At 71.3% G+C, this 13,098-nt stretch carries 16 protein-coding genes; 13 read left to right on the top strand and 3 right to left on the bottom strand.

The window, feature by feature from the left end; translation table 11 throughout:
* Nucleotides 1–62 precede the first annotated feature (62 nt).
* Together ctaD and D7231_RS00335 are read left to right on the top strand one after the other, a co-directional pair.
* Nucleotides 63–1,754: an aa3-type cytochrome oxidase subunit I gene (gene ctaD, locus D7231_RS00340; protein WP_435844789.1), complete on the top strand. Its 1,692-nt coding sequence runs from the start codon at nt 63–65 to the stop codon at nt 1,752–1,754.
* Between the two features lie 44 nt (nt 1,755–1,798).
* Complete coding sequence (locus D7231_RS00335) at nt 1,799–2,227, top strand: hypothetical protein (RefSeq protein ID WP_199739276.1); 429 nt, start codon at nt 1,799–1,801, stop codon at nt 2,225–2,227.
* Nucleotides 2,228–2,269: 42 nt separating this feature from the next.
* Here D7231_RS00335 and D7231_RS00330 read toward each other — a convergent pair whose 3' ends face one another.
* Entirely contained in the window at nt 2,270–3,118 is an 849-nt protein-coding gene (locus D7231_RS00330) for a GNAT family N-acetyltransferase (protein ID WP_120752851.1), read from the bottom strand.
* Between the two features lie 171 nt (nt 3,119–3,289).
* Between D7231_RS00330 and D7231_RS00325 the strand changes: the two genes are divergently transcribed.
* From D7231_RS00325 to D7231_RS00300, 6 genes are all read left to right on the top strand, one after another.
* Nucleotides 3,290–4,336 carry a type III polyketide synthase gene (locus D7231_RS00325; protein ID WP_120752850.1) on the top strand — a complete coding sequence of 349 codons (1,047 nt, stop codon included), beginning with the start codon at nt 3,290–3,292 and terminating at the stop codon, nt 4,334–4,336.
* Between the two features lie 226 nt (nt 4,337–4,562).
* Entirely contained in the window at nt 4,563–5,354 is a 792-nt protein-coding gene (locus D7231_RS00320) for a GNAT family N-acetyltransferase (protein ID WP_120753362.1), read from the top strand.
* Nucleotides 5,351–5,575 (top strand): translation initiation factor IF-1, encoded by a 225-nt coding sequence (infA, locus tag D7231_RS00315; protein WP_120752849.1) that lies wholly within the window; start codon nt 5,351–5,353, stop codon nt 5,573–5,575. The genes D7231_RS00320 and infA overlap by 4 nt, the downstream gene beginning before the upstream one ends.
* A 112-nt stretch (nt 5,576–5,687) precedes the next feature.
* Nucleotides 5,688–7,016 (top strand): cytochrome P450, encoded by a 1,329-nt coding sequence (locus D7231_RS00310; protein WP_120752848.1) that lies wholly within the window; start codon nt 5,688–5,690, stop codon nt 7,014–7,016.
* A 36-nt stretch (nt 7,017–7,052) separates the two neighbouring features.
* Nucleotides 7,053–7,223 carry a hypothetical protein gene (locus D7231_RS00305; protein ID WP_199739275.1) on the top strand — a complete coding sequence of 57 codons (171 nt, stop codon included), beginning with the start codon at nt 7,053–7,055 and terminating at the stop codon, nt 7,221–7,223.
* An 83-nt stretch (nt 7,224–7,306) separates the two neighbouring features.
* Nucleotides 7,307–7,657, top strand: a complete 351-nt coding sequence (locus tag D7231_RS00300) for a DoxX family protein (protein WP_120752847.1) — start codon at nt 7,307–7,309, stop codon at nt 7,655–7,657.
* Nucleotides 7,658–7,718: 61 nt separating this feature from the next.
* Here D7231_RS00300 and D7231_RS00295 read toward each other — a convergent pair whose 3' ends face one another.
* Nucleotides 7,719–8,561 carry a class I SAM-dependent methyltransferase gene (locus tag D7231_RS00295; protein WP_120752846.1) on the bottom strand — a complete coding sequence of 281 codons (843 nt, stop codon included), beginning with the start codon at nt 8,559–8,561 and terminating at the stop codon, nt 7,719–7,721.
* Between the two features lie 73 nt (nt 8,562–8,634).
* Between D7231_RS00295 and D7231_RS00290 the strand changes: the two genes are divergently transcribed.
* Complete coding sequence (locus tag D7231_RS00290) at nt 8,635–9,252, top strand: TetR/AcrR family transcriptional regulator (RefSeq protein ID WP_120752845.1); 618 nt, start codon at nt 8,635–8,637, stop codon at nt 9,250–9,252.
* A gap of 6 nt (nt 9,253–9,258) precedes the next feature.
* Here the strand turns inward: D7231_RS00290 and D7231_RS00285 are convergent, their stop codons facing one another.
* The gene (locus tag D7231_RS00285; protein ID WP_147449658.1) at nt 9,259–9,546 is read right to left on the bottom strand and encodes a hypothetical protein; all 288 of its coding nucleotides are present in this window, start codon (nt 9,544–9,546) and stop codon (nt 9,259–9,261) included.
* A 116-nt stretch (nt 9,547–9,662) separates the two neighbouring features.
* Here D7231_RS00285 and D7231_RS00280 point away from each other — a divergent pair, with 116 nt between their 5' ends.
* The 4 genes from D7231_RS00280 (at nt 9,663) to D7231_RS00265 (ending at nt 13,058) form a co-directional block, all read left to right on the top strand.
* On the top strand, nt 9,663–10,181 hold the full coding sequence (locus tag D7231_RS00280; RefSeq protein ID WP_120752843.1) for an RNA polymerase sigma factor: 519 nt from the start codon (nt 9,663–9,665) through the stop codon (nt 10,179–10,181).
* Between the two features lie 88 nt (nt 10,182–10,269).
* Nucleotides 10,270–10,947, top strand: coding sequence for a hypothetical protein (locus tag D7231_RS00275; protein WP_120752842.1), 678 nt, complete (start codon nt 10,270–10,272; stop codon nt 10,945–10,947).
* Between the two features lie 43 nt (nt 10,948–10,990).
* Nucleotides 10,991–12,049 carry an ROK family protein gene (locus D7231_RS00270; protein ID WP_120752841.1) on the top strand — a complete coding sequence of 353 codons (1,059 nt, stop codon included), beginning with the start codon at nt 10,991–10,993 and terminating at the stop codon, nt 12,047–12,049.
* A gap of 10 nt (nt 12,050–12,059) precedes the next feature.
* Nucleotides 12,060–13,058, top strand: coding sequence for an ROK family protein (locus tag D7231_RS00265; RefSeq protein WP_120752840.1), 999 nt, complete (start codon nt 12,060–12,062; stop codon nt 13,056–13,058).
* Nucleotides 13,059–13,098 lie beyond the last annotated feature (40 nt).

The following is a 13,098-nucleotide window of genomic DNA, read 5'->3' as shown; positions in this document are numbered from 1 at the left end:
CTCCCGGATCAGCCCTTCCCGGCCGCCGTCTTCAGCAGTACGAGAGCGGAGGTCCCCGACCAGTGGACACGGTGGGTACGAAGGGGAGGGTGTCCGCGGACGGGCGCCCCACGGCCGGCGGAAGGGCCGTCAAGGCGCCCCGCAGCACGGTGGTGGAGTGGCTGACGACCACCGACCACAAGAAGATCGGGACGCTCTACCTCGTCTCGGCGTTCGCGTTCTTCCTCATCGGCGGCCTCATGGCCCTGCTCATGCGGGCGGAGCTCGCCCGGCCCGGAACGCAGATCCTGTCGAACGAGCAGTTCAACCAGGCCTTCACGATGCACGGTTCGGTGATGCTGCTGCTCTTCGCGATGCCGCTGTTCACCGGGTTCGCGAACTGGCTGATGCCGTTGCAGATCGGCGCGCCCGACGTGGCGTTCCCCCGGCTGAACATGCTGGCCTACTGGCTCTTCCTGTTCGGCTCCCTGACGGCCGCGGCCGGCTTCCTCACCCCGCAGGGCGCCGCGGACTTCGGCTGGTTCGCGTACGCGCCGCTGTCGGACGCGGTGCACTCCCCCGGCGTCGGCGCCGACATGTGGATCATGGGGGTGGCCCTGTCCGGCTTCGGCTCCATCCTCGGTGCCGTCAATTTCATCACCACCATCATCTGCATGCGCGCGCCCGGCATGACGATGTTCCGCATGCCGGTCTTCACCTGGAACGTGCTGCTGACCGCCGTCCTCATCCTCCTGGTGTTCCCGGTGCTGGCGGCCGCGCTGTTCGCCCTGGAAATGGACCGCAAATTCGGCTCGCACGTCTTCGACCCGGCCAACGGCGGCGCGCTGCTGTGGCAGCACCTGTTCTGGTTCTTCGGCCATCCGGAGGTCTACGTGCTGGCGCTGCCGTTCTTCGGCATCGTGTCCGAGGTCATCCCGGTCTTCTCCCGCAAGCCGATGTTCGGCTACTGGGGCCTGATCGCGGCCACGATCTCGATCGCCGGCCTGTCCGTGACGGTGTGGGCGCACCACATGTACGTCACGGGTGGCGTGCTGCTGCCCTTCTTCGCTTTCATGACGTTCCTGATCGCGGTCCCGACCGGTGTGAAGTTCTTCAACTGGATCGGCACCATGTGGAAGGGCTCGCTGTCCTTCGAGACCCCGATGCTGTGGGCCACCGGCTTCCTGATCACCTTCACCTTCGGTGGTCTGACCGGCGTCATCCTGGCCGCGCCCCCGCTGGACTTCCACGTCTCCGACTCGTACTTCGTCGTCGCGCACTTCCATTACACGCTCTTCGGCACGGTCGTCTACGCGATGTTCGCCGGATTCCACTTCTGGTGGCCGAAGTTCACGGGCAAGATGCTGGACGAGAAGCTCGGCAAAATCACGTTCTGGACGCTCACCGTGGGATTCCACGGCACGTTCCTCGTGCAGCACTGGCTGGGCGCCGAGGGCATGCCGCGCCGCTACGCGGACTACCTGGCGGCCGACGGCTTCACCGCACTCAACACCATCTCGACCATCAGCTCCTTCCTGCTGGGCCTGTCGATCCTGCCGTTCATGTACAACATCTGGAAGACCGCCAAGTACGGCAAGAAGGTCGGGGCCGACGACCCGTGGGGCTACGGCCGCTCCCTGGAATGGGCCACTTCCTGCCCGCCGCCGCGCCACAACTTCCGTGCGTTGCCGCGCATCCGCTCCGAATCCCCGGCGTTCGACCTGCACCACCCCGAAGTCGCCGCACTCGAAACGGCGCAGCACGGCCCCCGCTGACCCCCTGTACCGCCCCTCCCCCCCTGATCCCCAGGAGAGCGCACATGTCCCACACCGTCCTGGCGGTCGGCGCGCTGGCGGTCTGCCTCTCGGGCAGCACCTGGTACCTGCCCGCGGTCGCGGACCTCCGTGCCGGCGACGACCGCCCGCGCTCCCGGCGGCTCACCGCCTGGGCTTGCGTCACCGCGTGGACGGCCTTCGCCGCGGTCGGCCTGCTGCTGCTCACCCCGGTGCCGTGGCCGGCGCTGTGCGCCGTGGCGGGAGGCGGCGTCGCGGCGGGAATCCTGCTGCGGTCCCGGGCCCGCGCGGAACTCGCCCGGGAGCGGCGGGAGACGGAACGCTGCTGGTCGGCGCTCCGGCCGGCCGCGTCCGCCTCCCCCGCCCGGGCCTCCCGCCGGGTCCTCACCGCCTGGGCCCTCCTCGCCCTGGCCGCCGCCCCCGTCCTCACGGCCCTCTGTGGGCCCCTCGGCTGACGAGGGCGGCAGGGATCCCGAGGAGCCGGGCGGGGAGGCCCTCTACTCCCCGGCCGGCGGTTCGGCGATCAGGGCCGTGGCCACGCGGCGGAAGCCGAGGCGGCCGTAGATCCGGGCGACGTCCTCGTCGCCCGCCGACAGGAAGACCGTCCCGGCGCCCCGCGACCGGGCGTCGGCCAGCAGCGCCGCCGTGACCGCCTGCCCGAGGCCGCGGCGGCGCGCCGCCGGCAGGGTGCCCACCGCGACGATCTCGCTGACCGGCCCGACGGGCTGGTGCTGGCCGGAGCACAGCGCCAGGCCGTCCTCGACCACTGCGGCAACACACGTCAGCCCGGCCCGGATGCGGGCCGCCATCTGTTCCACCGACCCGTCCGCGGCGACGGCGCGCGTCGCCTCGCGCAGTTCCGCCGTGCCGGCCGTGCCGGTACGGGTTCCGGGGTCGGCGAAGGCCAGGTGGGGGACGGCCAGCGCGCTCGGCAACACGGGATCCTCCGGCCCGACGATCCGCAGCTCCAGGCCGGCGGCCGGCTCGGGAAGGGCGAGCGGCGGCGCGTCCGGGCCGAGCGCCATCAGGGGGTGCTCGTGCACCGTGAGCCCCGCCTCCTCGGCCGCGGCCCGCAGCGCAGGAGTGGTCTCGGCGACCCACTCGAAGCTCTCCGGGATGCCCAGTTCGCGCTGCCGGGCGCGGACCCGGGCCACGTTGCCGGCGCTCACCGGCCCGGACCACCCGAGCGCGGGGCGCGCGTAGAAGGGCCAGCCCCGGCCCTCCCGCACGAACAGGGTCAACGGCCCGAAGTCCTCGGCGCGGGCGCCCGACCGGGGCACCGCGTCGTAGTACTGCTCGATCCGGGCCGGCAGTTCGCGACGATCATCATCATTAGCAGAGTTCACGGGGCGTATCCAAGCCACTGACCGCGTAATTTGCCACTGGATTAACGCCCGGCCGAGCGCGGACGCACCACCGTAAAGATCTTGTAACCCTTCGTCGGGTGACGTGGCCGATCGCCCGTGGTTGGCTCGCTCGCAGAGCTTGATCTTTCCGATGCCGGAGCGAGGAGAAGCATGTCCATCGTCTGCCGTCCCGCCTTAAGCCTGCCCGAGCACTCCGCCACGCTCGACGAGGTCGTGGCCCACATGGCGAAGCTGCACGCCGGCCACCCCAGGATCCGGTCCGCCCTCGGCCTCATGCGCAACACCTCAGTACGCACCAGATCGCTCATAGACCCCTTCGACACCGTGACGCGCCCGAGAACCTTCGGCGAACGCATGCGCCGCTACGCCACGGCCGGCACCGCGCTGGGCGCCGGCGCCGCGGAACGCGCCCTCGCGCAAGCGGACACCACGCCGGACGAGGTGGACCACCTCGTGCTGGTCTCGTGCACCGGCTACCTCCTCCCCGGGCTGGACGCCTGCATCGCGGGCCGGCTCGGGCTACGGCGCGACGCCCGGCGGCTGGCCTTCACCCAGGTCGGCTGTGCCGGCGGGGCGTACGCGCTCGCGCGCGCCCGGGAACTGTCCCTGGCCCACCCGGGATCCGTCACCCTGGTCGTCGCGGTCGAACTGTGCTCCCTCTCCTACCAGCCGGGCGACGACCGCATCGCGTCGTTCGTCTCGACCGCCCTCTTCGGCGACGCGGCCGCGGCCTGCGTGGTCCGCGACGACCGGCCCGGACTGCGGCTCGACGCCGCCTACGAGGACCTCGCCCCGGACACGCTGCGGCACATCTCCTACGACGTCGACGAACTCGGCTTCCACTTCGACACCAACCCGCGGATATCCCGCGTCGTGGCCGAGTCGATGCCGCTCCTCGACAAGTGGCTGCGCGCCAACACGTCCGTCCTCGCGCCGCAGCCCGACTTCCTCATCAGCCACACGGGCGGCCCCCGGATCATGTACGAGGTGAGCAAGGGGCTGGGCATTCCGCTTGCGATGTTCGAGCTCAGCGAGAACTCCCTCGCCCGGCGGGGCAACACCGCGAGCGTGGTCGTCCTCGACGTCCTGGAGCAGACCTTCGCCGACCCGCCGCACCCCGGAGACCAGGGCCTGGTCATCGCCTTCGGCCCCGGCGTCACCACGGTGGCGGTGACCGGCACCTGGGTCACGGCTTGACGTGCTCCCCGGCCTGAGAGCTCGTAAAAGGATTTGAGCGAGGCAGCACCCCGTTGCTACTTTCGCGGTGGACCGTGAAATCGTCGTAGGGAGGTGAGCACCGTGAACGCAGTTACCCATGGGTGCTCCCTCACTCCGTCACGGTCCGGCGGCTGACGTTCGGTGTCGCCAGGAGCGCCTGCTATCGAGGCACTCCTGGAAGGAAATTCCGATGAACACGAAGCCTTTGAACACGAAGCCTTTCTCATCCGGCCTGAGCGAGAACGCGGTGACGGTCACGCGCGTCGCGGACAGGCAATGGCACGCACTGGATGACGACCTGGTGGTCGGCCGCGGATATGCGGAGTACCGGCCCGACGGTCGCTTGTTCGTCAGCATCGACGCCTGGCACGACGCCGCCTTCAACCAGCTCGCCGAGGCAATGCTGGCCGAGCTGTCGGCCCCGCTGTACACGGTGGTCGACGAAGCCGACGCCGAGCTGACGGCCGCCTGGCAGCGGGCCGGATTCACGGTCCGGCGCCGCGAGTGGGAGTACGCCGTGCCGACCAGCCCGCGGGTCACGGGGCTCGAAGCGGTCCTGCCGCCTCCGGGCGTGACGATCGTGCCCGCCGGTCAGGCGGACGAGGGTCTGCTGCGGGCGGTGGACCGCGCGATCCGTGACGAAGTCGAGGCGACCGTCGGGTGGCGGTCGATGCCCGCGGAGGTCATTCCCCGCCCCGAAGGCGACACCATCGTCGATCCGTCGAAGTACGCGGTGGCCGCGGCACCGGACCGCTACCTGGGCCTGATCCGGGTGGTGACGGTGAACCGGCCGCGCATCGGGCTGGTCGCGGTCCGGGCCGGTGAGCAGCGCCGCGGCATCGCGCGGGCGCTCCTCGCCCACGCGCTGGAGACGCTGCACCGCTCCGGGTCCGCCGAGGCGTGGACCGAAGTCCACGAGTCCAACCGGGCAGCTTCGGCGCTGTTCCAGGGCATCGGCGCCCGGCCGATGAGCAGCAACCTGGAGCTGGTGCGATGACGAAGGACAAGAACGTCATCGAAGTCGAGGGCAAGGTCGTCGAGTGCCTGCGCAGCGCCATGTTCACCGTTGAGCTTGAGAACGGCCACCGGGTGCTCGCGCACATCAGCGGGAAGATCCGCAAGAACTACATCAAGATCATGCTGGAGGACCGGGTGCTGGTGGAGCTCCCGCCGTACGACCTGACGCGCGGCCGGATCGTGTTCCGGTACCGGAACTAGCACTGGCCGACGCCTTCCGCGATAGCTGATCCTGGGCCGCGGTAGCGGTCACGGAGACGCCGTGACCGGGCCGTTACGGATACGGATACGGTTTCGGCGAGGAGGATCCGTCATGGACATCCCCGGTCCCGCGCCCCAGGAGGACGGTGGTCTCGGTGCCATCGCCGCGGCGGGCGGCCTGCACACCTACCAGTTGCACCTGCACGCCGCGTACGGGCCGGTCGTGCGGTTCCAGCTCCCGGGGTCGGAGACGGGCACGGCCGTGTCCGTCTCCGACCCCGTACTGCTGGAGGCCACGGCGCGCATCGACAAGCGGCCGGAGCAACTGTTCGCGTTTCTTGCGCCGTTGTTCGAGACGGGCAACCTTCAGGTGATGCCGGCCGGTGAACACGGCCCGTGGCGGCGTCTGCTGCTGTCGGTGCTGGCGGGGCGTCCGTCCCACGAGCGGCACTTCGCGGAGTTCACCGCGCTGACGACGGAGCTCGCGGACCGCTGGGCCGAGCGGTCCGGCCGCGAACCCGTGGAGCTCCAGAAGGATCTCACCGCGCTGTCCCTGCGGATGATCTGCACGTACGCGCTGGGGGGCCGGCTCGCCGACCCCGACGGCGTCGTCACCGCCTTCGAGGACGTGCTCACCGAACGCCTGGGGCGGCTCTACCGCATACCGGCTCCCGGCTCGCCGGAGGAGCGCGCCGAGCGGGCGCGGCAGGCCCTCGCCCACCTGCGCACGACGGTCGACCAAGTCGTCGCGGCCCACCGCTCCGGCAACCGCACGGACAGGAGCGACCTGATCGGGGCCCTCGTCGAGGCGGGCGAGCGGCCCGCGCGGATCCGCGACACCGTCATGGTCACGATGCTGGCCGCCCACCACACCACCGGCGTGGCCGTCTCGTGGGCCCTGCACCTGCTGGGCCGGCACCCCGAAGCCACCGCGCGCGTCGCCGCCGAACTGGACCGCGTGCTCGGTGACCGTGCCGCGCCCGGGTACGCGGACCTGCGGCGGCTGACGTACCTGGACATGGTCGTGAAGGAAGCCATGCGGCTGTACCCGCCCGGCCCCTACGGCGCGCGCGAGACGACCGAGCCGCTCGTCCTGGGCGGCTACGACATCCCCGCCGGGACGACCGTCTTCTACCCCTTCTGGGCCGTCCACATGAACCCGGAGCACTGGCCCGAGCCCGAGCGGTTCCGGCCCGAGCGGTTCACGCCGGAGGAGGAGGCCGGGCGGCACCGGCTGGCCTACGTCCCCTTCGGGCTCGGGCCGCGCAGCTGCGAAGGCGCCGGCCTGGCCATGGTCACGGCCGAGCTGGTGCTGGCCGTGCTCCTCAAGCGCTTCCGGTTCCGGCCCGTCCCGGGGCACGAGGTGACCCCGGTCGAACGGTTCGTCCTCCGGGCAGCCGACGACATCCGCATGACCGTAACCCCGCGCAACCCCGGGTAGGACGCGCGGATCCACCCGAGCACGCGGGCCGGCCAGTTGCAGGAGGGCCGGATCACGACCACCGGCGCCCCCGGATGGGCCGCCCACCGGCCCGGCGAACGGCTCACTCGCGTCCTGGACGCCGAATCGGAGACCGTGCCCTACCCGGAAGAGGCCTCCCGCCGCATCTGGGAGGGACACTCCCCGGCCCCCTTCGGCCTCGTCTGACGCGCCCGGGTAGCCTCGCCGGCAGCGCCGGCAGAGAAGCCGGCCGGAGCGCGCTCACGCTGCGCCCCACCGAAGGGAGACACGTGTTCATCTCCTACGTGATCGTCACCGCCGTCACGATCGCGGTCAACGCCGGGATCGCCGTCGCGGACCTGGCGAAGGCCGGGTTCGTCCTCGCCAACTCGGCCGAGGTGGGCCTCCCGCAGTCCTGGCTCCCGTGGCTCGCCGCGCTCAAGGGGGCCGGCGCCGCCGGGCTCCTGCTCGGGCTGCTCGGCGTCCCCGTCCTCGGTGTCGCGGCAGCGACCGGGCTGGTCCTCTTCTACGTGGGCGCCGTCACGGCACACGTCCGCGCCCGCGTCTACCGCAACATGGCCTTCCCCGGCGCCTACTTGGCGCTGGCCGCCGCGTCGCTCGTCCTCGCAGCGGCGCGATAGGCATCAGGAGGTATCAGCAGGCGTCAGTAGACATCAGTGGCGTGCGGCAACACCGGCCGCCTCATGCGCCACTGGTGCGCACCGCCGTGAGCGCCACCGTCGCGTAGCGCACCGTGAAGCTGCCGCCCATCGCGTCGACGGCGGACCCGACGCACTCCAGCACTTCCGCCACCTTGCCGGGCGGGAGCCGGGTGAGCGCGCCGTGGGTGGGCATCTGGTCCAGCCACGCGTCCCGGGTGTAGGACCACTCCCAGTCGAAGCGCCACTCCTCCGGATCCCCGAACGCGCCCGTCCCGCGTACGGCGTCGGCGACCCTGGTCGCGAGCCGCCGGTGCCCGTCCATGGCCTGCTCCGTCGTCGTCGGAAGGCTGAACGGCGCGTCGGGCGCGACGCGCCGGTAGACGGCGGCGAAGGCGGCCGTCACCTCGGACGGAAGCTGCGGCACGTTCCAGAACGGCGCCAGCCGGCCGCCGGTCCGCAGCGCCCGCGCGGCCTTGGCCGCTCCCGCGACCGGGTCGATCCAGTGCCAGGCCTGGGCGGCGACGACCGCGTCGAAGGCGCGCCCGGCCGGGTCCCAGGCTTCGAACGCCGACACGTCGACGTCCACCCCGAGCCGCCGCGCCAGCGCGGCCATCCGCGGGTCGGGCTCCACCCCCAGCACCTTGCAACCGGCCGCCTGGAACTGCCGGGCGGCGATTCCCGTGCCGCAGCCGACGTCGAGGACGTACGGGCCGGTGCCGTGACCGGGTCCCTCGGCGACGATCCGCTCCACCAGGGCGTCGGGGTAGCGGGGCCGGGCCCGGTCGTACCGTTCGGCGTCCGAGCCGAACGACTCGGCCATCTCCCGGTGCTGGTGCGGCTCTTGCTCTGAAGGGCGCGATCGCCCTGACGGTAGAGTGGGCATGCGCCCACTATCGGTGGGCGTGCGCCCACTCGTCAACGGATAGGGTCCGGCGGGAGACGGAAGGATGTGCGGCATGCCGACAGGGGTGGCCCTGCGCGACGCGCGTGAGCAGTTGTTCGACGCCGCCGAGCGGATCCTGCTCCGGGACGGGCCCAGCGCGCTGACCAGCCGGGCGGTCACGACGGAGGCGGGCTGCGCCAAGGGCGTCCTGCACCGGCACTTCGCCGACTTCGACGCCTTCCTCGCCGAGCTCGTGCGCGACCGCATCGCCCGCGTCGACAGCCAGGCCGCGGCGCTGCGCGGCGCCGCGGGGACCGGCTCGGTCGCCGGCAACCTCGCCGCCGCGCTCACCGACCTGTTCGGTTCGGTCGCCGTAGCGATCGTCGCCCTCATCACCTTCCGGGACGACCTGCGCGCCCGGCTGCGCCGCGCCGGGCCGGACGGCGGCGGCGTCCCGCTGCTGACGGAGGCCACCGCCATGGTCGCCTCGTACCTGGCCGCCGAGCGCGAACTGGGCCGCATCGCGGCCGATGCGGACGTCGGCACGCTCGCTCCCGCGCTGATCGGCGCCGGTCATCTGCTGTTCGCCGACCGCACCGGCCCCCGGCCGGAGGCCGGCGCCGTCCGCAAGGTCGTGACCTCGGTCGTCGGCGCCGCCCTCCGGAACGGCCCGTTCACAAACCGGACTTGAGTCCGCTCACGAACCGAACTTGAGGTGCAGGGTCACCACGGCGACCGCCAGCACCCCGGCCAGCGCCGCGATCAGGAGCGACGAAGTCACCACATAGGTGCCTCCGATGCTCGCCGTCACGCCGTTCACCAGGGCCACGGCCTCCATGGAGCCCGGGTGGCGGTTCCGCTGGGTGGAGCCGGTTGCGTCGGGATGCTCTGTGCTGCCATTGCGCCGCATGAGGTCCTCGCATTCATCGGGGCTGTTATGCAGAAGGGGCGGAACGCGCCGTTCTCGTGCAAGTGCTGCGGGCATGACGGTAAGCATGAGAGAAGGCAGAAAACAGGAACGTAAGCCTCCGGCGGGGCATTGCACACTTCCGGCCCCCCGCGGACCTATAAGGGTGTGACCGATCCCGAGGAGGTGGCTGAGTGAGCCGCCAAGGAGATCACGGAGCCGCACCCGCCGAACTGCCGGGTTTCGCGGCTTTCTTTACGGCGGAGTATCCACGAGTCGTACACAACCTGATGAGAGTCGGCGCGACGTATGAGGAAGCCGAGGACGCCACGCAGGACGCCATGCACAAGCTCCTGCTCAGGTGGGCGGACTGCGAAAAACCCGCAGGCTGGGTCTGGAAAGTCGCGTGGCACGCGTACTGCAAGAAGGCCGAGCACAACCGCAGGCGTCTGGTCCTGGAGTCCCGGAGCGCACACCTGGCGGGCCCGCACCCGGCTGCCCGGCCCCGCGCCGAACCGGACGAGCGCAAAAGGGTACTGGAGATCCTGCGCGGTCTCCCCCCTCGGCAGGGGCAGGTCCTGGCCCTGCACCTGGACGGCTATTCCGCACAGGAAATGGCCTCGCTGCTCGGCGTGAAGGCGAGCACGGTCCGCAGCAATCTGCGGCACGCGATCGCCACGCTGCGGAGCTCACTGGAGAACTACGAGAAATAAGAAGGAGGTTCGCGTGTCCCCAAGGGATGAAAACGGTCTCGCCACGTGCAGGGCCCAGCCGAAGTCCACCAGAGTCGCCGCACAGCACGTGCACCCGGCGTTCGAGCGATTCCTCCGGGCCGTCCGGGCCGACGTCGAGAGCCGTCTCACCCCGGACGAGGTGGAGGAGCGGCTGCACCGGCTCGTCGGTCCGGCACCGGGCGCACCTGCCCCGGACGGCGCCCGGACGACCGGTATCCCCCGCTTCGATTCCCGGGCCGGCTGGGCCGCTTACGGCTATCACGTCATCCACCTGTGGCTGCTCGCCATTGCCGCGGCGGACCGCCCGAAACGTGCCCATCTCCGCCGGGACGCTATCGACGAACTCGCGGTGGAGACGGTGGCACGGGCACTGAGCAGCTTCCGCGACCAGGAGCTGCTCCCCGTTCCGAAACCGCAGAAGGCCGATCCCGCCTTGAAGACGGCATTTCTCACCGAGTGCGTACGCCATCTTCCCTACGTCAATCGAAGCCGCCGGCTCATCACCGAAAAGGTGTCCTTCGAGGAATTCGAGGACACGCACGATATCGATCTCGTCGGCGCACTGTGGGACTGCGTGACCACCGGGCGGGCGCAGGAACTGCGCCGTGCGGCCCGGGACATGGACGAAGAAGCCGGAGTTGACGCCGAAACCGACGCCGAAGAGATCATCACACTGACCCCCATCGCCATCCGTTCCGCGGTCCAGCGATACCCGGAGGCGGTGTCCCCCGGTTCCCTCACCTGAGCCTCTTTCTCCCTCCAGCGCACCACCGGACGCAAGGTGGCACATGAACGTGAACGTGCACGACGAGAAAGTGCGGCAGATCCTCCGGCGTTCGCACGAACTCGACCACGAGCGCTACGCGATCGGCATCGAGATCCAGCCGTACAAGCTCACCGGGGTCGTTGTCGGGTCCGACGGCGTGGTCCTGGCACGCTCCCGTCGGCACCTCACGGTCATGGGGTCGGCGGAGGTGGTGAAGCGCGTGGCCGACCTTGCGGACAATCTTGTCGACGACAGGCTGGGGTGCGCCTTCCCCAGGAGCAGGGTGTGCGTCGGGGTCCAGGTGGGCGGGCCCGTCGACCCGGACACGGGTACGGTGCTCCACCTCGTCAACGGCCCCGACGACCACCGGCACGAGAAACCTCCCCCGTACAGGTGGAAGGGCGTCCGCCTCGGGGCGGAACTCGCCTCGATGCTGGGCTGCGCCACCTCGGTGGAGAACGACGCGCACGCCTTCGCGGCGTACGAGCAGAGCCTCGGCGTGGGCCGCATCAGCACCACGTTCGGGGTCATCCTCATCCGCGACGGCGTGGGCGCCGGAATGGTGGTCCGGGGCGCACCGTTATCCGCGCCGGTGGAGTTCGGGCACCTCCAGGTGTGGCCGCGGGGCCGCATCTGCGACTGCGGGATGCGCGGGTGCATCGAGAGCCAGGTCGGCAACCGGGCCCTGACCGCCGTGGTCAAGGAGCGGACCGGCCGGGAGCTGGACGGACTGGAGGCCGCGATCGCGATCGCCGACAGCGACGACGCGCAGGCGCGCGAGGCGGTGGCGGCCTTCCGCAAGGCCGGCACCTCGATCGCCCGCGGCATCGCCACGCTCCTCACCCTCTTCGGGCCGACCCACGTGGTGGTCTACGCGGCGCAGGATCTCATCGGCGGCGGGCCCGGGCACCGGGCTGCGAGCGCGTTCCTCCACGCGATGCGGAAGTTCCCCGCGTACACGTTCCAGATCAGCAGGGACTGTCAGATCGTCACCAAACCGCTGGACGCCGTCCGCGGCGCGCACGGCGCAGCGCTGATCGCTCTCCGGAGCTGTCCCGGCGTCCGGCTCCAACCCCGGTAGGAGTGCCCCCATGCGTCCACGAATCCCCGCCGACGGCCGGCTCTCCGTCGGCCTCGACATCGGCGGAACGAAGATCGCGGCAGGAGTGGCCGACGCGGAGGGCCGGGTCGTCGACCGCGTCCCGGCCGTGCCGAGCCCCTCCGACCAGGCGACCATCCTCAAAGCCGTCTCCGTCCTGGTCGACGGACTGCGCTCCCGCAACCCGGGCGTCGCAGCCGTCGGCGTGGGGGTGCCGGGCCTCGTCAGCTGGCCCGAAGGCCGCATCCGCACGGCCCACAACTCCGACTTCCACGACCTGCCGCTCCAGCAGCTGCTCCAGGAGTCCACCGGGCTGCCGGCCGTCGTCGAGAACGACGCCAACGCCGCCTGCTGGGCGGAGTACCGCTCGGGAAACAGCGCCGCCGACATGGCGTTCCTCACCGTGGGCACGGGTGTCGGCGGAGGCATCGTCCTGGCCGACCGCCTCTTCCGCGGCCGCACCGGGATCGCCACGGAGATCGGGCACATGATCGTCGACCCGCACGGCACCGAACGCTGCGGCTGCGGCACCGTCGGCTGCCTCGAACCCCTGGCCTCCGGACGGGCCCTCGGCCGCTACGGCAGTGCGGCGGCCGCGGCCGAACCCGGCGGAGCGCTGGCCGCGCTCGCCGACGCGTCCGGCCGGGTGTCCGGCGAGGCGGTCTCCGCGGCCGCACGCGCCGGAGACCCGGCGGCACGGGCCCAGCTGGAGCGCCTCGGCCAGTGGCTCGGCATCGGCGTCGCGACGCTCGTGAACCTCTTCGACGTCGAGCTGGTGGTCATCGGCGGCGGCGTCGCGGAAGTCGGCGAACTCCTGCTGGAGCCCGTCCGCGCGTCCTTCGCCCGTTACGTCACCGCCGCCGGCCACCGCGACCTGCCGGCCGTCGTGCCCGCCCGCCTCGGCCCGGAGGCCGGGTGGATCGGCGCCGCCCTCCTTGCCCTCGATCTTGCCCTCGATCACGAGAAGGAGGACCCGGCCGGCGCAGAGTGAGTTCCTTCCGGTGTCCGTCCATCGGGTGAGCGTCCGCGTG

Origin of the sequence: Streptomyces klenkii (genome assembly GCF_003626645.1) — a bacterium.
Classification (GTDB): Bacteria; Actinomycetota; Actinomycetes; order Streptomycetales; family Streptomycetaceae; genus Streptomyces; species Streptomyces klenkii.
This window is presented reverse-complemented; position numbering and strand designations above follow the sequence as displayed.

What these genes read in the sequence shown, in the direction of transcription:
- D7231_RS00285 (WP_147449658.1), bottom strand. Translation starts at nt 9,546, where the DNA reads ATGCCCGCAGCACTTGCACGAGAACGGCGCGTTCCGCCCCTTCTGCAT.
- D7231_RS00295 (WP_120752846.1), bottom strand. Translation starts at nt 8,561, where the DNA reads ATGCCCACTCTACCGTCAGGGCGATCGCGCCCTTCAGAGCAAGAGCCG.
- D7231_RS00290 (WP_120752845.1), top strand. Translation starts at nt 8,635, where the DNA reads ATGCCGACAGGGGTGGCCCTGCGCGACGCGCGTGAGCAGTTGTTCGAC.
- D7231_RS00325 (WP_120752850.1), top strand. Translation starts at nt 3,290, where the DNA reads ATGTCCATCGTCTGCCGTCCCGCCTTAAGCCTGCCCGAGCACTCCGCC.
- D7231_RS00310 (WP_120752848.1), top strand. Translation starts at nt 5,688, where the DNA reads ATGGACATCCCCGGTCCCGCGCCCCAGGAGGACGGTGGTCTCGGTGCC.
- infA (WP_120752849.1), top strand. Translation starts at nt 5,351, where the DNA reads ATGACGAAGGACAAGAACGTCATCGAAGTCGAGGGCAAGGTCGTCGAG.
- D7231_RS00270 (WP_120752841.1), top strand. Translation starts at nt 10,991, where the DNA reads ATGAACGTGAACGTGCACGACGAGAAAGTGCGGCAGATCCTCCGGCGT.
- D7231_RS00265 (WP_120752840.1), top strand. Translation starts at nt 12,060, where the DNA reads ATGCGTCCACGAATCCCCGCCGACGGCCGGCTCTCCGTCGGCCTCGAC.
- D7231_RS00335 (WP_199739276.1), top strand. Translation starts at nt 1,799, where the DNA reads ATGTCCCACACCGTCCTGGCGGTCGGCGCGCTGGCGGTCTGCCTCTCG.